This window comes from Promicromonospora sp. NFX87 (assembly GCF_048564965.1).
Lineage (GTDB): Bacteria > Actinomycetota > Actinomycetes > Actinomycetales > Cellulomonadaceae > Promicromonospora.
On the sequence record NZ_CP183413.1, the window covers coordinates 2476937 to 2499208 of the forward strand.

Below are 22272 nucleotides of genomic sequence, written 5' to 3' on the forward strand. Positions count from 1 at the left end.
CGTCGGGGTACCGTCTGCTCCATGCGTCTGGGCGTTCTCGATATCGGGTCCAACACGGGACATCTGCTGGTGGTCGACGCCCATGGTGGCGCGGCGCCGCTCCCTGCCTCCTCGTACAAGGAGCCGCTGCGGCTCGCCGAGCACCTGGACGACGACGGCGCCGTCAGCCCGGCGGGCGTCAAGGCCCTCGTGGAGTTCACCGCACAGGCCGTGCGCCTGGCGGAGGACCGGGGCTGCGCCGAGACGCTGGCGTTCGCGACGTCGGCGGTGCGCGACGCCGTGAACTCCGAGACGGTGCTCAAGACGGTGCACGAGCGCACCGGGGTGCGGCTCGAGGTGCTGAGCGGCGAGGACGAGGCCCGGCTGACGTTCCTGGCGGTGCGCCGCTGGTTCGGCTGGTCGGCCGGGCGGCTCGCCGTGTTCGACATCGGCGGCGGCTCCCTCGAGATCGCGGGCGGCGCCGACGAGGCGCCCGACGCCGCCTGGTCGCTCCCGCTCGGGGCGGCTCGGCTGGCCCGGAGCCACTTCGGCGTGGCGCCCGATGCCGAGGCGCTGCGCGCCCTGCGCCGTGACCTCCGCGCCGGGATAGCGCAGAACGCCGGGACGCTGCTGCGGGCCGGGCGGCCCGACCGCGCCGCCGCGACGTCCAAGACGTTCCGTTCGCTCGCGCGCATCTGCGGCGCGGCGCCGGCGGCCGAGGGTCCGCTCGTGCGCCGGGTGCTGACGCTCGACGCGCTGCGGGAGAGGATCGACGAGCTGACGCGCACGAGCCTCGACGACCTGGCCCGGCTGCCCGGGGTCTCGCCGAGCCGGGCCCACCAGATAGTGCCCGGCGCGCTCGTCGCGGAGGCGTGCATGGACGTCTTCGATCTGACCGAGCTCGAGATCTGCCCCTGGGCGCTGCGCGAGGGCGTGATCCTGCAGCGGCTCGACCAGATGCCGCACGTCCGCCTCGGCTAGGGCGCGCCCAGCCCGGCGAACCGCGCCATCCGTGCCACGCCCGCGGGTGCGTTCCGCTTCAGCCGCGTGACGGCGTCGGCAACGGAGGCCCGGTCCATGTCGCCCGGTCCGATCCGCGAGGGGTTGAGGACCGTCGTGTTCGCCCACGCGCGGATCTCCGGGACGGCGCCGAACGACAGGGACGCCCGGTTGCCCAGCACCTGCATCGTCATCCAGTCGGCCGGCGTGTTGCTGTACGGGGTCGGCGGGCACAGCGCGTTCTTCTCGGCGTCGTCGCCGCGCGTGGCCTCGACGAATCCCGCGAGGGCGGCCCCGAAGCACGGGAACCCCGTCCGGATCGGCTGCAGCGTGATCGTCTCGCCCCAGATGGGGACCAGCGGTGAATACCTCAGTCCCGGCGCGGCGCAGTGCACGACGACGGAGCCTCGTCCCGTGACCACGTCACCGCCGTCGAGGACTATGCGGTCGGGCTCGGCGCGGCGGACGTGCCCGAGCCGGACGACGTTCTCGATGGTGCGCAGCTCGTCGCGCTCCCACCGCGCGAGGGTCGGCGTCTTGGCCATCGTGGGCGTCACGGAGCGGTCGATGCGCAGCACGATGCCGAGGTCCTCGAGCCGGAGGAAGAGGTCGTCGGGCGTGGCCGCCTGCGCCGCCGCGCCCAGGAGGTCGGCGGCCATGCCGAGGAAGATCGCGGGGTCCGGCTGGATGACCGCACGGTTGAGCATCCACGGGTCGCGCGGCCGCACCCAGCAGATCGCGTCGGGGTCGACCCCCTGGGCGAGCAGCCAGATGCACGCGTCGGTCGCCGTCTTGCCCGAGCCAACGACGACCCACCGGTCGGGCATGCCGCTGAGCTCGAGCGACGGCATCGTGCCGACCGGCACGACGCGTGCGCCGTCGTCGACGGCGAAGGGCGGCGGGGTCGTGGCCGGGATGCCGGGCGAGAGGTACCGCGCGTCGACGACGCGACGCCGGACGTGCAGGTCGACCAACCCGCCGGTGTCGAGCGAACGCAGCGTCCCGCCGCCCAGGTGCTCGTGTCCCGGGTAGAACGTGACCCGGTCCGAGGCGAGCAGCCGGTCGGCGAGGACCTTCGCGTAGTAGGCGGTGATCTCGGCGCCGGTGGCCCGCTCGTGCAGGCCCACCTCCGGACCCTCGGTCTGGAGCTGCCCGGTGCCCAGCGGCGTCGACGCGACGCCGTAGAACTCCGAGGCCTGGTGCAGGCGGACGAACGGGTAGACGTCGAGCCAGTGGCCACCGGCGCCGACACGCCGGTCGGCGAGGATGACGCGCGCCTCGGGGTCGTGGTCGATGACGGCGTCGACGAACGCCATCCCGGCGGCACCGGCGCCCACGACCAGATAGTCGGCCTCCGTCGCGTGAGCCATACCGTCCACTGGAGCACCGTCCCGACCGGGGAGCAACCGGCGGCCCGGGTGAACCTGGCCGGCCAACCGGTGGCGGCTCTCGGCGTCGGACAGCGGGCGGTGAGGAAAAAGCGCCGCGAACGTAACGCCGCGGCTCGCGAGGCGAAACCCCGGTTCGCGACCCTTCCGGGGAAGGGCGCCACCGCATGGTGGCGCTCTGACCAACTTGCCCGACCATGCCAGCCGCCCCCTGGAACTGGGAGAACCATGACCCACGTGAAGCCCGCGGACCTCGTGACCCGCATGATCGACGCCGGCGAGGCGAAGGTGCACCTCTCGACCAGGGACACGCTGATCCGGGCGTTCATGGGCGCGGCGCTGCTCACGATCGCCGCCGCGTTCGCCGTGACGGTGTCCACCCAGACGGGGGAGCCGCTGCTCGGCGCGATCCTGTTCCCGGTCGGCTTCATCATGCTCTACCTCCTGGGGTTCGACCTGCTCACCGGCGTCTTCACGCTCGCGCCGCTGGCGTGGCTGGCCAAGCGGCCGGGGGTCACCGTCGGCGCGGTGCTGCGCAACTGGGGCCTGGTGTTCGTGGGGAACCTGGCGGGTGCGATCATGGTCGCCGTCCTCATGGCGATCTACTTCACCTACGGCTTCTCAACAGAGCCCAGCGAGGTCGGCCAGGCGATCGGGGTGATCGGCGAGGGCCGCACCGTCGGCTACGCCGACCACGGCGCGGCCGGCATGCTCACGCTGTTCGTGCGCGGTGTGCTGTGCAACTGGATGGTGTCGACGGGCGTCGTGTTCGCGATGGTCTCCACGAGCGTGATCGGCAAGGTCGCCGCCATGTGGATGCCCATCATGCTGTTCTTCTACATGGGGTTCGAGCACTCGATCGTGAACATGTTCCTGTTCCCGTCCGGCCTGCTGCTCGGCGCCGACTTCACGATCATGGACTACCTGGTCTGGAACGAGATCCCGACGGTCATCGGCAACCTGGTGGGCGGGCTCACCTTCGTCGGCCTGGTCATGTACGCCACGCACTACCGCACGGCGCCGAGCCGACGCCCGGTCGCACTCGTCGAGACCGCGGCCGAGCGGACGCCGGAACGCGAGCGCGAGCTGGTCTGACCGCCCCCGTCCGGGGAGGCGGATACTGGCGGTATGTCGGTTGTCACGAACCCCGTCGAACGCCTGCGTGCCCGGGTGGGGGACGCGCTCTTCATGCGGGTCGCCGGGCCCGGCGGGTACGAGGCGCGTGACCGGATCCACCTCACGCCCGGACCCCGCTGGTTCCCGCCCGACAGCCCCATCCGGCTGGTCCACGGCGACTCGGCGACGTTCGTCGGCGGGCTGCGGGCGCTGCTGCTGCAGTCGCTGCACCCGCTCGCGATGGCAGGCGTGGCCGGCCACTCCGGCTATCGCGGGGACCCGTGGGGACGCCTCGCGCGCACCTCTACCTTCCTCGGCTACACGACCTTCGCGACGGCGGAGCACGCCCAGGAGATGGTCGACCGCGTGCGCGCCGTCCACGCACGGGTGCGAGGCAAGGCGCCGGACGGCCGCGCGTACCGCGCGAGCGACCCGCACCTGCTCGCGTGGGTGCACGTCGCGGAGGCCGACTCGTTCCTGACCGCGCACCAGCGCTACGGTGTTCGGCCGCTCGACCCGGCCGAGGCGGACGAGTACGTCGCGCAGTCGGGCCGGGTCGCGCGGGCGCTCGGCGCGGAGGACGTCCCGGAGACGGTGGCCGAGCTGGCCGACCGCCTGGCGTCCTACCGTGGCGAGCTGGAGGTCACGCCCGCGGCGCTCGACACGGCGCGGTTCCTGCTGCGCGAGCCGCCGCTGCCCTGGGCGGCGCGCGTTCCCTACCGCCTGCTCGCGGCAGGTGCCGTGGCGCTGCTGCCCGACTGGGCCCGCGCCGAGCTCGGCGTGGACACCCGGTTCAGCCGGGTCCTGGGCGGCCCGGCAGGGGGAGTCGCCGTCCGGGCCGCGCGCTGGGGCATGGACGGCGTCTCCCGGCAGGGCCGCCGTTGGTGACCCGGACCGACCGGTAGGCGGTCAACGCCCGTTTGCCGGGCCGTCGGGCGGACGGAGGTCGGTGTCGCGAGGCGTTCCGCAGCGCCAGCAGGGGCCCGTCGGGGATTCGTTGAGGGCGCCGCACTCCGCACAGACCTCGGAGAGCCAGCAGGCCGCGTCTCCGCCGTCGGGTCCTTCTACAGGCTGGGATGTACCAGGCATGGTCCCTCCTCGCGGGCTACCGGTCGTCGTGGTTTCGATCGTCCCACGGCGTCACCTGAAGCCGGGTGCTGGTGAAGGGCCGTTGGGGCCGGCGTCCGCGGGCAAGGTGTGCCCCGGTGGTAGGTGCCAGGTCTGCTGAATCTCGTTCGCCCTGGCCCTGCCTAGTTCACCTGACCTGAACCATTCAGCACAGCCTGCAAAGTGAGGGCGCGGCCGAACGCAGTTCAGCTCACATGGCACCCGCCGAACGGGCACAGCTCAGAGACCGGGCCGGTGCAGGTGGGCCGGCGCGAGATCGAGCCGGCCGCTGAGGCCGCGGCAGAGGCTCTCGACGTCCGGGCTCGCCGCGCAGCCCACCCACAGGGCGAACGGGCCGGCGCACGTGCAGCCGCCGTCGGGCAGCCACTCGTCCGCCCACGCGGAGACGGCAGCGGCCAGCAGCCGGCCGCGCCGGGCGCGCGGCGAGCCCGGGGTGCGGCGCAGGACCGTGAGGCTCACGCCCGGCGGGATGTCCCAGCCGGTCGGGTCGACGTCAGGCTGGCCGCCGGTGGCGCCGACCTCCACGAACACCTGGCCGTAGGCGCAGCGCGGCATGAGCCCGAGGAGCTTCTGGAGCTCGGGAGCGTCGTGGGCGTCGCCCGCCAGGAGCATGTGCAGTCCCCAACCGTCGTTGTGCTCGTCGGCAGGGTCGCCGTAGTTCGTCACGTAGTCCTCCAGGTCGCCCGACCGGCGCCGGGCCGACTGCGCCGCCACCTGATCAGGTAAGGCTTACCTAACACCAGATCGGTCGCCGGGGCAATGATCGAGCCCTACGTGACCAGCGGGTACGGCGTCGCCCGGCTCACCCGCTGGAACTGCCGGTGGAAGTCCCCGATGACCGCGGCGAGCGGCGCGTGCTTGACCAGGAGTGCCGCGATGCCCGCCGGCGCTCCCTCCGGGGTCACGCCCTCGGCGCAGGCGCGCACGAACTCCCTGCGCTCCTGGGGCCCGTAGCCGTACAGCGCGACGGCCAGCCAGTTCACCAGGTGCGTGAGGGCGAGGTTCCGGTCGTACGCGCGGTGCTCGTCGAAGAAGGCGGCCTCACTCTGACTGAGCTCGAACCCGGACGAGATCGCGAGCCCGTAGTCGGCGAAGTAGAGCCGCTGTCCGTCGGTCAGGATGTTCTGGAAGTGGGCGTCGAAGTGCAGCAGCCCGCGGGCGTTCATGAACGAGATGCCGGCGTCCAGCTCGTCCTCCACCATGGCGCAGGCCCGCTCGGCGACCTCGCCGCCGGCCTCGACCTGCACGCCCAGCCAGTCGTGCAGGTTCTGCGGGATGTACTCCAGGAACAGCACGAGGCTCGCCGAGGACTCCTGCAGGGCCTCTATCCGGCGCCGGATCTCCGGGCCGCCTCCCCAGTAGTCGACGGCCCGGTCCACGTCGGCCAGCTCCTCGGGGAGCGGCTGACCGCCGCTGGGCAGCACCCGCCAGTGGTGCAGCAGGGGGAAGCCGTCGTAGTCGCCCGCGATCACCCAGCTCGTCGTCATGATCTGCGCGGCCAGCTCCCGCCAGGCGCCGAACCCCGGTCCGCCGATGGTGCCGACGCCGTAGTGGCAGAAGCTCGGCAGGCCGAAGAGATCGGCGGTCGAGCGGACGTTCTCGGGCCGGAGCTCGAGGTCGGTGAGGCGCACCTGCTTGACGAACACCGAGGTGCCCTCGACCTCCAGCAGAAGCGTCTGTCCGCCGATGCCGGTACCGATGGGCGTGGCGGCGTCCACGAGCTCGCGGAGCCCGCGGTCGCTGCACAGCGACAGTGCCGTGGACGCGGCGCCGTGGGCGGCGAGGCGGGCGGTGCGGGACATGGCCGCCAGCCTCTCACGTGCGGAGATGGCGCCGACGCGCGCGCCGCCCTTGCCTAACCGGTGCGTTCACGGCAGAGTCTGTGGTGACGCACCTCACACCGTCGTGGGGCGCGTCGCCAACGGAGGTGTCCGATGACGACCACCGAATTTGCGACGCTCCGCCGTTCGATCGAGCAGCTGCGCCAGAGCGTCGCCGTGGTACGCAGCGCGTTCGGCGACGCGCCGGAGGTGCGCCGGCTCATGAACGACCTCGAGCGGCTGGAGATCGACGCGGCGGAGCTGCTGTCGGCGGAGCCCGTGCGGCAGGTGAGTACCTCGGGGCGCGTGCCGGAGCACGTCGTCGTGCCCGACACGCCGCTGGACGAGACGATGTTCAGCGATGCCGACGACGAAGGGCTCGGCGGCTACCACGGCGACCGCTCGTGACGACCACCGCGCGGGGCGTCGGCGCACGCGGCGTGGACAGCCCGGGCCGGGCCGCCATCGGGGCGCGCACGCTGCGGTCCGACCGGTGGTGGCTGCCACCGCTGGCGACCACGGTCGGCATCCTGATCTTCCTCGTCTACGCCACGGTCCGGGCGTTCCAGCAGCAGTACTTCTTCGCGGACGAGCGCTACCTGACGCCGTTCTACTCGCCCTGCGTGTCGTTCGGGTGCGCGTCCGAGCCGGGCTCGTCGCACTTCGGGATGTTCCTGCCGGACCACCCCCTGCTGCCGTACGCGGCGCTGACTCTGCCGTTCCTGCTGCTGTTCCGGCTGACCTGCTACTACTACCGCAAGGCGTACTACCGGTCGTTCGCGCTGGCCCCCGCCGCGTGCGCGGTGCCGGAGCCGCACGCGACGTACAACGGCGAGACCCGCTTCCCGCTGGTCCTGCAGAACGCCCACCGGTACTTCTTCTACGCCGCGGTGGTCATCTCGGTGATCAACACCTATGACGCGCTGGTCGCGTTCCGGCATCCGACGGACGGGTTCGTCGTGGGCGTGGGCAACCTCGTGCTGCTCGCGAACGTGGTGCTGCTGTGGTGCTACACGGCGTCGTGCCACTCGTGCCGGCACGTGATGGGCGGCCGCCTCACGCACTTCTCGAAGCATCCGGTGCGGTACCGGCTCTGGACGTGGGTGTCCGCGCTCAACACGCGGCACGCGCAGTTCGCGTGGACGACTCTCGCCTCCCTGATTCTGACCGACCTGTACGTCGCGCTCGTCGCGAGCGGCACCATCACCGACCTGCGGCTCATCGGCTAACTGGACAGGAGCCCCGTCTTGACGGAGATCGAACGGCACGAGTACGACGTCCTCGTCATCGGCGCCGGGGGTGCCGGGCTGCGGGCCGCGATCGAGGCGCGGGAACGCGGCCTGCGGACGGCGATCGTCTGCAAGTCGCTGTTCGGCAAGGCGCACACCGTGATGGCCGAGGGCGGGTGCGCCGCGGCCATGGGCAACGTCAACGAGAACGACTCCTGGCAGGTGCACTTCCGCGACACCATGCGCGGCGGCAAGTTCCTGAACAACTGGCGGATGGCGGAGCTGCACGCCAAGGAGGCGCCCGACCGCGTCTGGGAGCTGGAGACCTACGGCGCGCTGTTCGATCGCACCAAGGACGGCCGGATCAGCCAGCGCCACTTCGGCGGGCACACCTACCCGCGCCTCGCGCACGTCGGCGACCGGACCGGGCTGGAGCTGCTGCGCACCATGCAGCAGCGCATCGTCGCGCTCCAGCAGGACGACTTCGCGGAGACCGGCGACTACGAGGCCCGCCTGCGGGTGTTCGCCGAGTGCACGGTCACGGAGCTGCTGACGGATCCGTCGGCGGGGCCCGACGGCGCGATCGCCGGGGCGCTCGGCTACTGGCGGGAGTCGGGGCGGCTCGTCGTGTTCTCGGCGCCCGCCGTGGTGCTGGCCACGGGCGGCATCGGCAAGTCGTTCCAGGTCACGTCGAACTCGTGGGAGTACACGGGGGACGGCCACGCCCTCGCGCTCCGCGCGGGCGCGGACCTCATCGACATGGAGTTCGTCCAGTTCCACCCGACGGGCATGGTCTGGCCGCCCAGCGTCAAGGGCATCCTCGTGACCGAGGGCGTGCGCGGCGACGGCGGGGTGCTCAAGAACTCCGAGGGCGAGCGGTTCATGTTCGGGTACGTGCCCGACGTCTTCAAGGGCCAGTACGCCGACACCGAGGAGGAGGCGGACCGCTGGTACGACGACCAGGAGAAGAACCGCCGCACGCCCGACCTGCTGCCGCGCGACGAGGTGGCCCGCGCGATCAACACCGAGGTCAAGGAGGGGCGCGGTTCCCCGCACGGAGGCGTCTACCTGGACATCGCGAGCCGCATGCCGGCCGAGGAGATCAAGCGGCGCCTGCCCTCGATGTACCACCAGTTCAAGGAGCTGGCCGACGTCGACATCACCGCCGAGCCGATGGAGGTCGGCCCCACGTGCCACTACGTGATGGGCGGCATCCAGGTCGACCCCGACACGGGGCAGTCGCGCGTCCCGGGGCTGTTCGCGGCGGGGGAGTGCGCGGGCGGGATGCACGGCTCGAACCGGCTCGGCGGCAACTCGCTCTCGGACCTGCTGGTGTTCGGCCGGCGTGCGGGGCTCGGCGCCGCGGACTACGTCGTCGGCCTGGAGCACCGGCCCGCCGTGCGTGCGGCCGACGTCGACGCGGCGGCGGAGATGACGCTCGCCCCGTTCGACCCGCCGTCAGCCCCTCAGGACGGGACCGGCGGCGCGGGAGCCGAGAACCCCTACGCCCTGCACGCCGAGCTCCAGCGGATGATGAACGACCTGGTGGGCATCATCCGCACGGAGTCGGAGGTGGCCGAGGCGCAACGGCGCCTCGGCGAGCTGCGCGCACGGATCCGGCTGGTGTTCGTCGAGGGCCACCGGCAGTACAACCCCGGCTGGCACCTGGCGCTCGACCTGCGCAACATGCTCATGGTCAGCGAGGCGGTGGCGGCGTCGGCCCTGCTGCGCACCGAGAGCCGCGGCGGGCACACCCGCGAGGACCATCCAGGGCTCGACGCCGAGTGGCGCCACCGGGTGCTGGTGACGCGCTGCGCGGACAGCGACGAGGTGGTGCCGCGCGTCGTCGTCGAGCCCGCCGAACGGGTGCCGATGCGCGAGGACCTGCTCGCGCTCTTCGACCTCGCCGAGCTCCAGAAGTACTACACGCCGGCCGAGCTGGCGGCGCACCCGGGGCAACCGGCAGATCCAGATCCAGATGCAGCTCCAGATCCAGTGGGAGGCACCACATGAGCTACACGGGCACGTTCCGGGTCTGGCGCGGAGATGCCGACGGTGGCGCGCTGGCCGACTTCGAGGTGGAGGTCAACGAGGGCGAGGTGGTGCTCGACGTCCTCCACCGGCTGCAGGCCACGCAGACCCCCGACCTCGCGGTGCGGTGGAACTGCAAGGCGGGCAAGTGCGGGTCGTGCTCCGCGGAGATCAACGGCAAACCGCGCCTGCTGTGCATGACGCGGATGTCGGTGTTCGAGCGCGACGACGTCGTGACCATCACGCCGATGCGCACGTTCCCGGTGATCCGCGACCTCGTGACCGACGTGTCCTTCAACTACGCGAAGGCGCGCGAGATCCCGTCGTTCACGCCGCCGGCCGACCTGGGGCCGGGCGAGTACCGGATGGCGCAGGTCGACGTCGGGCGCTCGCAGGAGTTCCGCAAGTGCATCGAGTGCTTCCTGTGCCAGGACACCTGCCACGTGGTGCGCGACCACGAGGAGAACAAGGAGTCGTTCGCCGGGCCGCGCTTCCTGATGCGGATCGCCGAGCTGGAGATGCACCCGCTCGACGTCGCGGACCGCGTGCCCGCCGCGCAGGAGGAGCACGGGCTCGGCCGGTGCAACATCACGAAGTGCTGCACCGACGTCTGCCCGGAGGGCATCCACATCACCGACAACGCGCTGATCCCGATGAAGGAGCGCGTCGCGGACCGGCGGTACGACCCCCTGGTCTGGCTGGGCCGGACGATCTCGCGTCGCCGCGACTGATCGTCCGGCGCAGCTCAGTACCGCGGCAGCGCGTCCGTGAAAGCCGGGTCCCGGCGGCGCATGTAGTCGCCGTCGTTCCGCGCCCCGCGGCCCGACCGCAGGAAACGCTCGTGGAGCTCCTCGACCCGCTCCGGGTCGACCTCCACGCCCAGCCCGGGACCGGTCGGGACGGTCACGGCGCCGTCGACGATCTCGATGCCGCCGTCCGGCACGACGTCGTCCCCGCGGTTCCACGGGTAGTGCGTGTCGCAGGCGTAGGCGAGGTTGGGGATCGCCGCGGCCACGTGCGTCATGGCCGCCAGCGAGATGCCGAGGTGCGAGTTGGAGTGCATGGACACGCCCATGCCCGTCGCCTCGCAGATCGCGGCGAGCTCCTTGGTGCGGCGCAGGCCGCCCCAGTAGTGGTGGTCGCTCAGGAGGATCTGGACGGCGTCGCTCCGGACCGACGGAAGGATGTGCGCGGTCTCGACCACGCACATGTTGGTCGCGAGCGGGAGCCCCGTCTCGGCGTGCACCCGGCTCATCCCGTCGATGCCCAGCACGGGGTCCTCGAGGTATTCGAGGACGCCGTCCAGCCGGCGCGCCACGTCCAGGGCGGTCGCGTGTGTCCAGGCCCCGTTCGGGTCGATGCGCAGGGGCAGGCCGGGGAAGGCCTCGGCCAGAGCGAGGAGCGAGTCGACCTCGACGTCGGGGTGCAGCGCCCCGGCCTTGAGCTTGATCGACCGGAACCCGTACCTGTCGATCATCCGCTCGGCCTGCGCCACTATGCCGTCCGGGTCGAGGGCGGCGCCCCACTCGTCGTCGTCGGCCCCGATGTGTCCTGCCCACTTGAAGAACAGGTACGCGCTGTAGTCGACGCGCTCCCGCAGGGCGCCGCCGAGCAGCTCGCTCACCGGACGGCCGAGCAGCTTGCCCTGGGCGTCCAGCGCCGCCACCTCGACCGGGGCGAACGTCATGAGGCGGGCCTGGGCGCCGAGGTCGGGCCGCAGCCGCCGCAGCACGCCGTCGACCACCGACTCGATGCGGGACGTCGCGAACACGTCCAGCCCCAGCAGCTCCGCCTCCAGCGCGGGGACGACGTCGGGGGGCAGCGCGTCGCCGCGCCCCTCGCCCCACGCGACGACGTCGCCGACCTCGAGCCGCACGACGGTGCGCAGGGCCAGGGGCTCGTGCACCCCCGCGGCGTTCAGGAGCGGCGGGTCGGAGAAGGCGAGGGGGTAGACGGTGAGGCCCGTGATTCTGCCGTCGACGAAGGTCATCTGATTCATCCCTTGCTGGCTCATCCCTTGCTGGTTCATCCCTTGATCGCTCCCGCCGAGATACCGCGCATGAAGGACCGCTGGAAACCGAGGAAGGCGAGGATGGCGGGCACCATCGCCAGCGTGGAGGCGACGAGGACGACGCCGATGCCCACCTCGGGGTCCGCGCGCAGGCTGCTCAGCGCGAGCGGCAGGGTGTAGTTCTTCGCGTCCGACGCCACCAGCAGCGGCAGCAGGTACTGGTCCCAGATCATCGTGAACCCGAAGACGCCGATGACGCCGAGGGCCGGGGTGACGGTCGGCAGCACCACCGACCAGAAGACGCGGAACTCGCCCGCGCCGTCGAGCCGCGCGGCCTCCTCGAGCTCCTTGGGCACCTCCTTCATGAACTCGGTCATGACGAGGATCGCGAAACCCCACGCGACGATCGGCACGATCATCCCGGCCAGGGAGTCGGTCAGGTTCAGGTGCAGCAGCGGCAGGTCGGACAGCACCACCGCGAGCGGGATCGCGAGGATCTCCTCCGGCAGCATCATGGTCGCCAGGATCAGGACCAGCACGATGCCGGCGCCGCGGAACTTCTTGCGGGCCAGCGCGTAGGCCGCCAGCACCGACACGCCCATCTGCAGCAGCAGCCCGACGCCGACCACGAACAGCGAGTTGGCCAGGTAGCGCAGGACGTCGCGGCTGAGTGCCGCCCGCCAGTTGTCCAGCGTGAGGTCCGTGGGAAACAGCGAGAGGCGGGACGGGTCGCGCGAGCCGTCGAACGCCCCGACCAGGATCGCGATGAGCGGCCCGGCGAAGGTCAGGACGACCAGTGCGCACACCAGGGCCGTGATCGCCCGGATCCACCAGCTGTTCTGGGCACCCAGGCCCAGCGCCGTGTCGAGGTTCTTGCTCATGATTCCCCCTTGCGGACGCCGGAGCGCACCAGAAGCGTCAGGACGATGGTGGCCAGCAGGAGCACCACGGAGCCGGCGGCGGCGACCCCGAGCTCCACCCGTTCGAACCCGAGCCGGTAGATCAGCGTCATGAGCACCTCGCTCGACCCGTTGGGCCCGCCGTTGGTCAGGAGGTACACCTCGGTGAAGATGCGCATCGCCCGGATCGCCGCGAGCGTCAGCAGGATGGCGAGCGCCGGACGCAGCGCGGGGAGCGTCACGTACCGGATCCGGCGGACCCAGCCCGCGCCGTCGAGCGCCGAGGCCTCGTAGAGCGACCGGTCCACGCCGACCAGGCCGGCGATGATGATGATCATGTCGTAGGGCGCGTCGCGCCAGATGCCCACGAGGATCACCGACAGCAGCGAGGTGTCGGGCGAGTTGATCCACTGCGACGGCTCGACGAGGAAGAAGCCGAGGATGCTGTTGGCCAGCCCGTCGTCGGTCGGGTGGTAGATGATGCGCCAGAGCTCGGCGATCACCGCCGTCGGCACGACGACGGGCAGGAACGCCGCGGAGCGCACGAACCAGAGCCGGCGGGCCTGTCCCTCGAGCAGGAGCGCGAGCGCGAACCCGACGAGGACGGCGCCGGTGGTCTGGGCGACGGCGATGATCGCGGTGTGGCCCGCCGCGGCGAGGAACTCGTCCGTCGCGACCAGGGCGCGGTAGTTGTCCCAGCCCACCCACGAGTTGCCGAGGTAGGGCTGCACGTCCTGAAAGCTCATCACGAAGGCCTGGCCCATCGGGATGAACTTGAAGTAGGCGAACAGCACGAGCGCCGGGGCGAGGAAGGCCCACGGGACCCACCAGGCGCCGAGGCGGCGGTTCTGCACGGTCATGGCGCGAGCACCTCCTGGTCGGCGAGCTCCGCCGTGAACACCTCGTCGAGCTCCTCCATCTCCGTACGGACGTCGAGCGAGCAGTCGCTGATCAGGGCGTTGAGCGTGTTCGCCGACGCGGTGAGGAACGGCGTCCAGTTGGGCACGGCGGGCACGTACCTGCCGTTGTTGTCGTACAGCTCCTGGAACGTCTCCCACTCCTCCGGGTCCCGCATGCCGTCCATGTCGACCGTCGAGTTCACGGGCAGCCGCACGATGTTGCCGTCCTCGTGCCCGGCCATGCCGATCTTCTGGCCCTCGGGCGAGATCACGTACTCGGCGAACCGCTCCTGTGCGCTCTCACTCGCCGACCCCGCCATCAGGTAGACGTTGTTGCCCTCCGCGAGCGTGATGAGCCCGGCCGGACCGGGCGGCGGCGGGATGACCTCGAGGTCGTCGCCGAGGCTGTCGACGAGCGCCGGCAGCTCGTAGGGGGCGACGAGGAACGACCCGGCGCCGCCCGTCTGGAACGTCTCCTTCGTGTTCGTCGTGTCCTGGCTGCTCGCGCCCGGCTGCAGCACGCCCTCGGTGCAGGCGAGGTCCCGGATCCACGTGGCTGCGGCGACAGCGCTGTCATCTGCGACGGCGGAGCGGTAGCCCTCCGGGGTCTCCTCGAAGTACTCGCCACCGCCGGACCAGAAGAACGTGGAGGTGTTCCACGAGATGTAGCCCCGTTCGGTGGTCCCGGGGACGGCGATGCCCGCGACCTGCTCGCCGGTACCGGTGGGGTCGTCCTCGACGTAGCCGCGCCACATGGCGACCAGGGAGTCCCAGTCGTCGGGCACCGGGAGCCCGAGGTTCTCCCGCCAGTCCTTGCGGTTGAAGAGCGCGACGGTGTGCGCGGTCATCGGCACGCCGTAGTAGCCGCCGAAGTAGGAGCGGGCGCCGTCCCAGGCCCGCTCGTTGATGTCCTTCGAACCTTCGATCTGCTCCGGGTCGATCTCGCGGAGGAAACCCTGGCTCTGCATGTTGCCGAGCTGGGCGGTGTCGTTGATGACGATGTCCGGCAGGTTCCGCTGCACCGCGCGCTGCTGCAGCTTGATCTCGAAGTTGTCGGAGATCGAGGTCATGGTCGCCGGGATGCCCGTCTCCTTCGTGAACTCGCGGACGAGCTCCTGCCCGATGAGGTCGGAGGGGCTGCCGGGTCCCTTGCGCTGCCAGATCTCGAGCGACTGCTCCTGGGCGGGCACCTGGTCCACTTCTGCCGCTGCCGTCATCCCGGAGCATCCCGCGAGAGCGAGGACTGCTGCGAGACCGGCTAGTGCTTTTGCTCTGGTCATGAGCTCCGTCGTTCATGAGGGGGTGAAAAGGTGATCGCCACCGTAGGAACGTCATGGCCATGCTGTCCAGAACCGGAAATGCATGCACTGATGCCGCTACTGCATTACCGGGGGTCGTGCGTCCCCCGGCACGCCGAGCGCCGCCGACACGTGGGACGTGTCGACGGCGCTCGCCGGTTGCCCGGCCGGTTCAGCCCTGGGTCTTGCGCGCGGTCCTGCGCGGCCGCCGGGTCAGCAGGGGGTCGTGACCCCGCGGTCGGCTCACCGGGTGGACGGCGGCGAACGCCTCGTCCAGGACCTCCGGCGTCGTGATCGTGCCGTCGCCCCGTGCCTGGAGCGCCGTCATGACCTGCTCCGCTGCCAGGCGCAGGGACACGCCGGCGTCCCGTGCCGCGCTGACCAGGATCTCCGTGGCCTTGGCCTCGTCGACCCCTCGTACCGCCACGATGACACCCTTGACCTGCTCGATCGTGGCCTGGCTGACGAAGGCGCGGTTCACCACGGACTCCGACCGGCGGTCGAGCGCCTCCTTCTGGACCGGCGTGACGTCGACGACGTAGCCGACCAGCTGCGGCGACCGGCTGCGGGCGCTCTGCGAGCCCTGGCCGGTGACGACCACGGACCGGGTCCGGCCGCTCCGGTCCACGATCCGGTGAGCGCAGGCGAAGGGCCTGCCGAGCCGGAGGGCCTCTCCGGCGGCCCGGACCACGCGGGCCCGGTCGTCGGGGTGCTTGCGGGAGCGAAGCGCCTCGAGGCCCGGCTCGATCTCGTTCTGCTTCCATCCGTGCATGGTGTAGACCTCGTCGGACCACCACCAGGTGCCGGAGGCAAGGTCGACGCTGTACCGGCCGACCAGAAGGTTGGTTCCCAGGCCGAGGGCGCGAGTCAGATCTGCCGCGGAAAAGCCCTGCGTGCTGGCTCCGGCGTCGTTCCCGGCCACATCGGCGAAGTCCGTCTCGAGCTGAGTGACGGTTGACATATGAACCTCCCAGATCCCCTGCGGACCTGGAGCCGCTTCATGACCCCGAGTCTCAGAGTATAGAGGGGTTCGGACGATTCGGACAGTCGGAGTCTCAAGGTTCTTGCCGAAACCGCAGGTCAGACCCCTGTCTCGGTCCTGTCCTCAAGGGGCCCGAGCAGGGCGGAACCGCCCTCTTCCCAGCGGCCGAGCGCGTACGCGCCGACGTCGCCCTCGATGGCCAGGCAGGCGGCGGCTCCGAGGAGGACGTCGTCGCGGATCGCGGGATCCTGTTCGACGAGCTTGCCCGCGAGGTCGCGCGCGGCGATCTGCTCGTGCACCGCGTCCGCCTCCACGTGCTCGTCGAAGTACCGCGTCGTGCCGGTGTCGTACCCGAGGCGCCGGAAGCCGGTGCTGTACAGGCGGCTGGGGATCGACGACGTGATCTCGTACGCGGCGAGGTGGCCGACGATCGCGCCCCGGAGCCGCCGGTGCAGCGCGAAGAGCGACATGGTGTTCACCGAGACCAGCACCGGCGTGGGCGCGACGTCGAGGTAGGCGCCGTAGGCGTCGTCGAGCCCCGCGCTGCGCAGGGTGGCGGCGAAGAGCTCGGAGTGCAGGTAGCCCGGCCGGCCGCCGCCGTACTCGTCGGCCTGGATCTCCACGAGCGCGGCCTTCGGCGCGCCGTGCAGCCGGGGGATAGCCCACGTGTGCGGGTCGGCCTCCATCAGCTGGTAGATCGACCGCAGGGCCAGGAACTCGCGGGCCTGCTCGGCGGTGGCACTCCTCGCGAGGTACCGCGAGAGGCTGGGGCTGTCGTCGGCCTCGGCCAGCTCGAAGAGCCGCTTGGCGACGTCGGCGGCGTCGGTCTCCTCGCAGACGGGCCGTCCGGCGCGTGTCCGGACCGCCGCCTCGAACGGGCGCTCGATCGACTGCCGCACCGCGAGCAGCGCCGGCTCCCACTCCCACGCGTCGTCGACGCCGTCCACGCCGCGGTGGTGCAGCTCGTACATGACGGTGAGGGCGAGCTGCAGGTCCCCGTCGTGCAGGATCGCGAGCTCATCGGCGGGGTCGGTGTGCCTCCGCAGGGCGTCCGCCGCCGCGGCACGCAGCGGCTCGAGCCGGGCGTGGGTGTCGTCAGCGGGCGGCCCCGCGGTGAGCGTGGCGACCAGCGCAGAGCTCACGGGGCCGCGTGGACGTGGGAGGGGAAGGCGGCCGGCCACACGTGTGGCTGACGGCGGAGCCGGCTCGGACGTCGCATGCGCCGCGCGCCGGCCGGCGTCGCTCGTGGACGGGTGGTCCCGCACAGGGGTGGAGGTCATGTGGAGGCTCCTCATCGTGCACCGGCCGCGCCTCTCCTCGACGCCGCGCCCATAGTGCGCATGATGCTGTCGACTCGCGAGGTGTGCACCCGGACGGGCTTCGGGTTGCGAGTGCGACTCACCGTCCTACGTTGGGGCCGAGGTCAGGAAGAGGCCGCACCGGTGGAGCACGGACCCGCCGAGGCTCGTGCTCGCCCCGCCCGGTCGCACTCGGGCGAGGAGGACGACGACAGGAGTCCGACATGAGTGGAACGGACATTCCGTACGGCACAGGGGCTGGTTCGCAGCGAACCTGGGAGCCCGGTCGCGAAGCAGGCGGCGCCGGCACGGAGCCGACCAGTACGGAGACGACAGGCGTCAAGGAACGGGCCGGCGCGGCAGCGTCTCAGCTGGGTGAGGCGGGCCGCGAGACGGTTCGTGACGCGAAGGAGCGGGCGCGCGACGTCGCCCACGAGGCGGGCGACCGCACGCGTGGGCTCGTCGACCGCACCAGGAACGAGCTCGGCTCGCAGGTGGCGTCGCAGCAGCAGCACCTCGCGGGCGGGCTGCGCGCTCTGGGGGACGAGCTGAGCCAGATGTCCAGCGGGACCCAGGACCCGGGCTACGCGACCGACCTGGTGCAGCGCGCCGGGGAGGCCACCGGCCACGTCGCGCAGTGGATCGAGGACCGGGAGCCCGGCGACGTCCTCCACGAGGTCGAGGACTTCGCCAGGCGCCGGCCGGGCATGTTCATCCTGATGGCGGCGGGCGCGGGCCTGCTCGTCGGGAGGTTCCTGCGCGGCGCGAAGGACGCGCCGAGCGGTGACGCGCCCAGCGCTGGCACGCCTACCGGTGGCGCACCTGGTACTGGCAGCGCGGCGGCCTGGTCCGACGCCGGCCGGACGCCCGCCACGAGCGTGAGCGAGCCGCCGCCGGCCTTCGCCTCGCCGGCCGCCGACGGCGTCCACCCGCAGGCCACCCGTCCGCAGACCCTCGGGGGTGAGCGCGATGTCGAGTTCCCGTGACCCGTTCGCCGCGTCCAGCGTGGCGCCGCAGACGACTTCCTCCGGCCGGGACGACCGGAGCGTCGGGGAGCTGGTCAGCGAGGTCAGCCGTGATCTTTCGACGCTGATCCGGCAGGAGATCGAGCTCGCGAAGGCCGAGGCGACGCAGTCCGCCAAGCGTGCGGGGAAGGGCGCCGGGATGTTCGGCGGCGCGGGGGTGGCGGGCCACATGGTCCTGCTGTTCCTGTCGCTAGCCCTGTGGTGGGCGCTCGGCACCGTGATGGGCGGCGGCTGGTCCGGGCTCGTCGTGGCCGCCCTCTGGGCAGTGGTCGCCGCGGTGCTCGCCGCGCGCGGACGCAGCGAGATCAAGGCGGTGGAGGGGCTGCCGCAGACCGCGGACTCGGTCAAGAAGATCCCCGACGCACTTCGAGGACACGAGGAGAAGAACTCATGAGCACCAGCGATCCCAACGAGATCCGGGAGAACATCGAGCGCACGCGCGCGGAGCTGAGCCATGACGTCGACACGCTCGGTGACCGGGTGACGCCCAGCCATGTCGTGGAGCGGCAGAAGGAGAAGGTCCGCGAGCGCGTGACCGACGTCAAGGAGCGGGTGATGGGCAAGGCGCACGACACCATGGACTCCGCGGGCGGCACGACGCACGACCTGGCGGACAAGGGGCGCGAGAAGGCGTCGTCGGTCGCCGACTCGGCCCGGCACACCGCCTCGTCCGCCGCCGACTCCGTCCGGTCGGCGCCGCGTGCGGTGCGGGAGCGGACACAGGGCAACCCGCTCGCCGTCGGCCTGGTGGCCTTCGGCGTCGGCCTCGTGGTCGCTTCGCTGCTCCCGGCGACCCGCGCCGAGCAGCGCGCGGCGACCGCCGCGAAGGAGAAGGCGGCGCCGCTGGTCGACGACATCAAGTCGACGGCGAGCGAGGTCGTGCACGACCTCGAGGAGCCGGCGCGGGAGAGCATGGAGGCCGTCCGGGACGCCGCGAAGGATGCGGCGCAGCAGGTCGGGCAGCACGGGCGTGAGGCCGCGGCCGACGTCCGCTCGCGGGCGACCGGAAACGGCTGACCCTCCGTCGGGCTGGTGCCGGCCGGTGCTACCGGCCGGCACCAGCCGGCCCTCGTCCTGGGAGATGACATGAGCGACAGCAACGACGCGGTATCTCGAACCGGCGCCCCGAACCGGACCGACACGGCAGAACGGACCGACGCCCCGGCGCCCGACGACCGGCGCAAGCCGGAGTCCCCGCCGGCGCTGCACGGCGGGACGTGGACGTACGTCCTGCGCAACAGCGTGCGGCAGTTCTCGCGCGACCAGTGCACGGACCTGGCCGCGGCGCTGACCTACTACGCGGTCCTCGCGGCGGCGCCCGCGCTGCTCGCGCTGGTCTCGGTGCTCGGTCTCGTGGGCAACGGGGGCCAGGCGGTCGAGCGCGTGATCGGCACGATGGACGGCGTCCTGCCGCCCGACGTGCTGTCCGTGGTCGAACCGCTCGTCCAGAACGCCGCCGGGGGCGGCGGCAAGGCGGGGTTCGCCCTGCTCCTCGGTGTGGCGCTGGCCCTGTGGTCCGCCTCCGGGTACGTCGGCGCCTTCGGACGCGCGATGAACCGGATCTACGAGATCGACGAGGGCCGGCCGGTCTGGAAGCTCCGCCCCGTGATGCTGCTGGTCACGCTCGTGGCCGTCGTCATAGCGGCGCTGATCGTGGCGGCGGTGGCGCTCAGCGGGCCGGTCGCGCAGGCGGTCGGTGACGCCGTCGGCCTCGGTTCGACCGCCGTGACCGTCTGGAGCATCGCCAAGTGGCCGGTGGTGCTGCTGCTCGTCGTGGTCCTCGTGGCGATCCTCTACCACGTCACCCCGAACGTGCGGCAGCCCAGGATGCGCTGGCTCAGTGTCGGTGCGTTCGTCGCGATCCTCGTCTGGGTGCTCGCGTCCGCCGCGTTCGCGCTGTACGTCGCGACGTTCTCCAGCTACGACGCCACGTACGGGTCGCTCGCCGGCATCATCGTGTTCCTCCTGTGGCTCTGGATCACCAACCTCGCGCTGCTGTTCGGCGCGGAGCTGGACGCCGAGCTGGAGCGGGGCCGCGAGCTCCAGGGCGGCATCGCCGCCGAGGAGACGGTGCAGCTGCCGCCCAAGGACGCCCGCGCGAGCGAGAAGCGGGAGGCGAAGCGGCTCAAGGAGGTCGAGCGCGGCCGGGAGCTGCGGCTCGCCGCCGCGCGGGCCGGCGCGAGCAGGGACGGCTCGAGCAAGGACCAGCGCGCCGACGACCGCCCCGACCACACAACCTGAGGGAGACCGCATGACGACGTTCGACGAGTCCCTGACAACCCGTGCGGAGGAGGCAGCCGGCGGGGCAGCCCCCGAGGTCACGGTCACGGCCTGCCCCGACGGCCCGCTGCTGCTGCGCGGCCCGGCGACGATCCTCGGTCCTGGCGGCGAGCCCGTGGAGCGACGTCGGGCCACCGTGGCCCTGTGCCGCTGCGGCGGCACCGCCATCGCACCGTGGTGCGACGGGACGCACAAGGTGAACGGCTACCGCTCGACGGACTAGCTCTGGACCCGGAACGCCCGCTCGCGCGCGTAGGCGTGGAACCGTGCGAGCACGTCGATCTGCTGGTGTGCCTGGGTCATCAGCTCGTCGAGCTGTGCGGGGTCCAGGCCGATCTCGTCGGCGTGCTCGCGCAGCGTCTCCCAGCCACCGATCTTGGCGAGGACCGCCGCCCGCATCATCTCGGGCTCGAACACCATGGTCATCGGGGACCGCTCGACCACCCGGCCGTTGAGCTTGAGCCGGCCCGCCTTCTCGCCCGCCCACGCCGCGACCTGCCGGTACCGGCGGCGCGGCACCTCCAGCCGGTCCAGCAGGTCGCGGTAGAGCTCCCGCTCGCCGCGCAGCTGCTCGGTCACCTCGGCCAGCTCGGCGTGGAAGGGCGTGTCCCGGTAGGCGCGGGTCATGCGCTCCAGGCGCTCCAGACCGGCCGTGGAGGCGGTGAGGTGCTCGGAGAGATAGAGGCCGAACAGGTAGCGGTCCATCGTGGCCGGCATCCGCAGCTCGCCCCGGGCCCGCAGCGGCAGCACCGACGCCCCCGCCGGCCGAGGGCTCGCGGGGCGCAGGGGAGCCGAGCCCGTGCCCTGCCCGGCCGCCATGCCGTCGAGCAGGTCCTCCACGGCCTGCGCCGCCGTGCGACGGGGCGCCCAGCCCAGCTCGGCCCTGATCCGGGAGGTGTCCAGCACCGGCACGGCCATCGCCATGTCGAGCCAGCCGGGGTCGGCGCGGACGATCCGGCCGTCGTAGGCGGCGGCCAGCGTCGCGCGGACGACGGCGGGCGGCACCTCGACCAGCCGCCCGTGGCCGACGATCCGCGCGAGGTCCGCACCGCGCAGCACGTCGTCCGCCGCGACGTTGAACGCGCCGCGAGCCCGCTCGACGACGACCCGCCGGTAGGCGTCGGCGACGTCGTCCGCGTGGACCGCCTGCAGCCGCAGGCCGGCGGGCAGCGGCAGCAGGGGCGGGCGGCCGTGCCGCAGCAGCTGCGTCGGCACGAGCGGGCCCAGGAAGTAGCGCACCACCGACTGGGCGGCGTCCGCCTGGAAGATCAGGGCCGGGCGCAGGCGTGCCACGGTGACCTCGGGATGCTCGGCCTCCAGCTCGTCCAGCACCCGCTCCTGCGCCGCCTTGTCCACGCTGTAGTGCGACGTCGGTATGCCGCCGGTGGACCAGTCCTCGCGGCGCGGGGCGTCGTCGTCGACCGGGGAGTACGCGCCCACGGACGACGCGACCACCAGGTGCGGCACGCCCGCCCGCGCGACGGCGTCGGCCACCCGGCGGGTGCCCTCCACGTTGGTGCGGCGCAGCAGGTCGCGCTCACGGTTGGGCTGGACGAGCCACGCGAGGTGGACCACGGCGTCCGCGCCGCGGAAGTGCTCGGTGAGCCGGTCGACGACGCCCTCGGTGCCGTCCTTCGAGCCGTCGTCGGCCGAGAGGTCGACCGGCGCCCACTCGGCGTACCGGTACGGTTCGGCGTTCCGGTCGGGCAACCGCCGGGCCATACCGAGCACGGACGTGACCCGCGGCTCGGCGTGCAGCGCCCGCAGCAGCGCGGTACCGGCGTTCCCTGTGGCTCCCACGACGACTACACGCATGGGGACACCGTCACACCGGCGCCGCGCACTCGCACTCGACGGCAAGCCCTCGCGTGTCGGCGCGTGTTCCACCAT

At 72.1% G+C, this 22272-nt stretch carries 22 protein-coding genes; 12 read left to right on the forward strand and 10 right to left on the reverse strand.

The annotated features are described in order from the left end of the window. The first annotated feature begins 21 nt into the window (after positions 1 to 21). Positions 22 to 960: a Ppx/GppA family phosphatase gene (locus ACNYC2_RS11045; RefSeq protein WP_419707056.1), complete on the forward strand. Its 939-nt coding sequence runs from the start codon at positions 22 to 24 to the stop codon at positions 958 to 960. On the opposite strand, the gene ACNYC2_RS11050 is transcribed toward ACNYC2_RS11045, so the two are convergent. Continuing rightward, positions 957 to 2348: a pyridine nucleotide-disulfide oxidoreductase gene (locus ACNYC2_RS11050; RefSeq protein WP_419707057.1), complete on the reverse strand. Its 1392-nt coding sequence runs from the start codon at positions 2346 to 2348 to the stop codon at positions 957 to 959. The two genes, ACNYC2_RS11045 and ACNYC2_RS11050, sit on opposite strands and share 4 nt — an antisense overlap. A gap of 246 nt (positions 2349 to 2594) precedes the next feature. Here ACNYC2_RS11050 and ACNYC2_RS11055 point away from each other — a divergent pair, with 246 nt between their 5' ends. Further along, on the forward strand, positions 2595 to 3461 hold the full coding sequence (locus ACNYC2_RS11055) for a formate/nitrite transporter family protein (protein ID WP_419707058.1): 867 nt from the start codon (positions 2595 to 2597) through the stop codon (positions 3459 to 3461). A 33-nt stretch (positions 3462 to 3494) separates the two neighbouring features. After that, the gene (locus ACNYC2_RS11060; protein WP_419707059.1) at positions 3495 to 4370 is read left to right on the forward strand and encodes an oxygenase MpaB family protein; all 876 of its coding nucleotides are present in this window, start codon (positions 3495 to 3497) and stop codon (positions 4368 to 4370) included. A 459-nt stretch (positions 4371 to 4829) separates the two neighbouring features. On the opposite strand, the gene ACNYC2_RS11065 is transcribed toward ACNYC2_RS11060, so the two are convergent. Together ACNYC2_RS11065 and ACNYC2_RS11070 are read right to left on the reverse strand one after the other, a co-directional pair. Then, positions 4830 to 5324, reverse strand: a complete 495-nt coding sequence (locus ACNYC2_RS11065; RefSeq protein WP_419707060.1) for a hypothetical protein — start codon at positions 5322 to 5324, stop codon at positions 4830 to 4832. 56 nt (positions 5325 to 5380) lie between these two features. Beyond that, positions 5381 to 6412: a protein kinase family protein gene (locus ACNYC2_RS11070; RefSeq protein WP_419707061.1), complete on the reverse strand. Its 1032-nt coding sequence runs from the start codon at positions 6410 to 6412 to the stop codon at positions 5381 to 5383. 132 nt (positions 6413 to 6544) lie between these two features. Here ACNYC2_RS11070 and ACNYC2_RS11075 point away from each other — a divergent pair, with 132 nt between their 5' ends. Genes ACNYC2_RS11075 through ACNYC2_RS11090 form a run of 4 tightly spaced genes read left to right on the forward strand, consistent with a single transcriptional unit; the run spans position 6545 to position 10421 of the window. Beyond that, positions 6545 to 6838, forward strand: a complete 294-nt coding sequence (locus ACNYC2_RS11075; protein ID WP_419707062.1) for a hypothetical protein — start codon at positions 6545 to 6547, stop codon at positions 6836 to 6838. Beyond that, on the forward strand, positions 6835 to 7659 hold the full coding sequence (locus tag ACNYC2_RS11080; protein WP_419707063.1) for a hypothetical protein: 825 nt from the start codon (positions 6835 to 6837) through the stop codon (positions 7657 to 7659). Before ACNYC2_RS11075 ends, ACNYC2_RS11080 begins: the two co-directional genes overlap by 4 nt. Positions 7660 to 7677: 18 nt before the next feature. Next, complete coding sequence (locus tag ACNYC2_RS11085; protein WP_419707064.1) at positions 7678 to 9672, forward strand: fumarate reductase/succinate dehydrogenase flavoprotein subunit; 1995 nt, start codon at positions 7678 to 7680, stop codon at positions 9670 to 9672. Next, on the forward strand, positions 9669 to 10421 hold the full coding sequence (locus ACNYC2_RS11090; RefSeq protein ID WP_419707065.1) for a succinate dehydrogenase/fumarate reductase iron-sulfur subunit: 753 nt from the start codon (positions 9669 to 9671) through the stop codon (positions 10419 to 10421). The genes ACNYC2_RS11085 and ACNYC2_RS11090 overlap by 4 nt, the downstream gene beginning before the upstream one ends. 14 nt (positions 10422 to 10435) lie before the next feature. On the opposite strand, the gene ACNYC2_RS11095 is transcribed toward ACNYC2_RS11090, so the two are convergent. The 6 genes from ACNYC2_RS11095 to ACNYC2_RS11120 form a co-directional block, all read right to left on the reverse strand. Beyond that, the gene (locus tag ACNYC2_RS11095) at positions 10436 to 11680 is read right to left on the reverse strand and encodes an enolase C-terminal domain-like protein (RefSeq protein WP_419707066.1); all 1245 of its coding nucleotides are present in this window, start codon (positions 11678 to 11680) and stop codon (positions 10436 to 10438) included. 35 nt (positions 11681 to 11715) lie between these two features. Further along, positions 11716 to 12582 carry a carbohydrate ABC transporter permease gene (locus ACNYC2_RS11100; RefSeq protein ID WP_419707067.1) on the reverse strand — a complete coding sequence of 289 codons (867 nt, stop codon included), beginning with the start codon at positions 12580 to 12582 and terminating at the stop codon, positions 11716 to 11718. Beyond that, the gene (locus ACNYC2_RS11105; RefSeq protein ID WP_419707068.1) at positions 12579 to 13460 is read right to left on the reverse strand and encodes a carbohydrate ABC transporter permease; all 882 of its coding nucleotides are present in this window, start codon (positions 13458 to 13460) and stop codon (positions 12579 to 12581) included. Before ACNYC2_RS11105 ends, ACNYC2_RS11100 begins: the two co-directional genes overlap by 4 nt. Then, entirely contained in the window at positions 13457 to 14716 is a 1260-nt protein-coding gene (locus tag ACNYC2_RS11110; RefSeq protein ID WP_419707069.1) for a sugar ABC transporter substrate-binding protein, read from the reverse strand. Before ACNYC2_RS11110 ends, ACNYC2_RS11105 begins: the two co-directional genes overlap by 4 nt. A 253-nt stretch (positions 14717 to 14969) precedes the next feature. Continuing rightward, the gene (locus ACNYC2_RS11115) at positions 14970 to 15758 is read right to left on the reverse strand and encodes a PAS and ANTAR domain-containing protein (protein WP_419707070.1); all 789 of its coding nucleotides are present in this window, start codon (positions 15756 to 15758) and stop codon (positions 14970 to 14972) included. A 119-nt stretch (positions 15759 to 15877) separates the two neighbouring features. Next, a complete protein-coding gene (locus ACNYC2_RS11120; protein WP_419707071.1) occupies positions 15878 to 17059 on the reverse strand; it encodes an iron-containing redox enzyme family protein in 1182 nt (393 codons plus the stop codon). 242 nt (positions 17060 to 17301) lie between these two features. Between ACNYC2_RS11120 and ACNYC2_RS11125 the strand changes: the two genes are divergently transcribed. The 5 genes from ACNYC2_RS11125 to ACNYC2_RS11145 all read left to right on the forward strand — a co-directional run bounded on the left by ACNYC2_RS11125 (position 17302) and on the right by ACNYC2_RS11145 (position 20605). Beyond that, the gene (locus tag ACNYC2_RS11125) at positions 17302 to 18063 is read left to right on the forward strand and encodes a hypothetical protein (RefSeq protein WP_419707072.1); all 762 of its coding nucleotides are present in this window, start codon (positions 17302 to 17304) and stop codon (positions 18061 to 18063) included. Continuing rightward, positions 18047 to 18496 carry a phage holin family protein gene (locus ACNYC2_RS11130; protein ID WP_419707073.1) on the forward strand — a complete coding sequence of 150 codons (450 nt, stop codon included), beginning with the start codon at positions 18047 to 18049 and terminating at the stop codon, positions 18494 to 18496. The genes ACNYC2_RS11125 and ACNYC2_RS11130 overlap by 17 nt, the downstream gene beginning before the upstream one ends. Further along, positions 18493 to 19119 (forward strand): DUF3618 domain-containing protein, encoded by a 627-nt coding sequence (locus ACNYC2_RS11135; protein WP_419707074.1) that lies wholly within the window; start codon positions 18493 to 18495, stop codon positions 19117 to 19119. The genes ACNYC2_RS11130 and ACNYC2_RS11135 overlap by 4 nt, the downstream gene beginning before the upstream one ends. 69 nt (positions 19120 to 19188) lie before the next feature. Continuing rightward, complete coding sequence (locus ACNYC2_RS11140; RefSeq protein ID WP_419707075.1) at positions 19189 to 20343, forward strand: YihY/virulence factor BrkB family protein; 1155 nt, start codon at positions 19189 to 19191, stop codon at positions 20341 to 20343. A gap of 10 nt (positions 20344 to 20353) precedes the next feature. Next, positions 20354 to 20605: a CDGSH iron-sulfur domain-containing protein gene (locus ACNYC2_RS11145; protein WP_419707076.1), complete on the forward strand. Its 252-nt coding sequence runs from the start codon at positions 20354 to 20356 to the stop codon at positions 20603 to 20605. Here ACNYC2_RS11145 and ACNYC2_RS11150 read toward each other — a convergent pair. Next, positions 20602 to 22197: an NAD-dependent epimerase/dehydratase family protein gene (locus tag ACNYC2_RS11150; protein WP_419707077.1), complete on the reverse strand. Its 1596-nt coding sequence runs from the start codon at positions 22195 to 22197 to the stop codon at positions 20602 to 20604. The genes ACNYC2_RS11145 and ACNYC2_RS11150 overlap by 4 nt on opposite strands. Positions 22198 to 22272 lie beyond the last annotated feature (75 nt).

What these genes read in the sequence shown, in the direction of transcription:
- ACNYC2_RS11060 (WP_419707059.1), top strand. Translation starts at nt 3,495, where the DNA reads ATGTCGGTTGTCACGAACCCCGTCGAACGCCTGCGTGCCCGGGTGGGG.
- ACNYC2_RS11105 (WP_419707068.1), bottom strand. Translation starts at nt 13,460, where the DNA reads ATGACCGTGCAGAACCGCCGCCTCGGCGCCTGGTGGGTCCCGTGGGCC.
- ACNYC2_RS11115 (WP_419707070.1), bottom strand. Translation starts at nt 15,758, where the DNA reads ATGTCAACCGTCACTCAGCTCGAGACGGACTTCGCCGATGTGGCCGGG.
- ACNYC2_RS11075 (WP_419707062.1), top strand. Translation starts at nt 6,545, where the DNA reads ATGACGACCACCGAATTTGCGACGCTCCGCCGTTCGATCGAGCAGCTG.
- ACNYC2_RS11130 (WP_419707073.1), top strand. Translation starts at nt 18,047, where the DNA reads ATGTCGAGTTCCCGTGACCCGTTCGCCGCGTCCAGCGTGGCGCCGCAG.
- ACNYC2_RS11100 (WP_419707067.1), bottom strand. Translation starts at nt 12,582, where the DNA reads ATGAGCAAGAACCTCGACACGGCGCTGGGCCTGGGTGCCCAGAACAGC.
- ACNYC2_RS11140 (WP_419707075.1), top strand. Translation starts at nt 19,189, where the DNA reads ATGAGCGACAGCAACGACGCGGTATCTCGAACCGGCGCCCCGAACCGG.
- ACNYC2_RS11070 (WP_419707061.1), bottom strand. Translation starts at nt 6,412, where the DNA reads ATGTCCCGCACCGCCCGCCTCGCCGCCCACGGCGCCGCGTCCACGGCA.
- ACNYC2_RS11095 (WP_419707066.1), bottom strand. Translation starts at nt 11,680, where the DNA reads ATGACCTTCGTCGACGGCAGAATCACGGGCCTCACCGTCTACCCCCTC.
- ACNYC2_RS11150 (WP_419707077.1), bottom strand. Translation starts at nt 22,197, where the DNA reads ATGCGTGTAGTCGTCGTGGGAGCCACAGGGAACGCCGGTACCGCGCTG.
- ACNYC2_RS11125 (WP_419707072.1), top strand. Translation starts at nt 17,302, where the DNA reads ATGAGTGGAACGGACATTCCGTACGGCACAGGGGCTGGTTCGCAGCGA.
- ACNYC2_RS11050 (WP_419707057.1), bottom strand. Translation starts at nt 2,348, where the DNA reads ATGGCTCACGCGACGGAGGCCGACTATCTGGTCGTGGGCGCCGGTGCC.
- ACNYC2_RS11055 (WP_419707058.1), top strand. Translation starts at nt 2,595, where the DNA reads ATGACCCACGTGAAGCCCGCGGACCTCGTGACCCGCATGATCGACGCC.
- ACNYC2_RS11045 (WP_419707056.1), top strand. Translation starts at nt 22, where the DNA reads ATGCGTCTGGGCGTTCTCGATATCGGGTCCAACACGGGACATCTGCTG.
- ACNYC2_RS11110 (WP_419707069.1), bottom strand. Translation starts at nt 14,716, where the DNA reads ATGACGGCAGCGGCAGAAGTGGACCAGGTGCCCGCCCAGGAGCAGTCG.
- ACNYC2_RS11120 (WP_419707071.1), bottom strand. Translation starts at nt 17,059, where the DNA reads ATGACCTCCACCCCTGTGCGGGACCACCCGTCCACGAGCGACGCCGGC.
- ACNYC2_RS11135 (WP_419707074.1), top strand. Translation starts at nt 18,493, where the DNA reads ATGAGCACCAGCGATCCCAACGAGATCCGGGAGAACATCGAGCGCACG.
- ACNYC2_RS11145 (WP_419707076.1), top strand. Translation starts at nt 20,354, where the DNA reads ATGACGACGTTCGACGAGTCCCTGACAACCCGTGCGGAGGAGGCAGCC.
- ACNYC2_RS11090 (WP_419707065.1), top strand. Translation starts at nt 9,669, where the DNA reads ATGAGCTACACGGGCACGTTCCGGGTCTGGCGCGGAGATGCCGACGGT.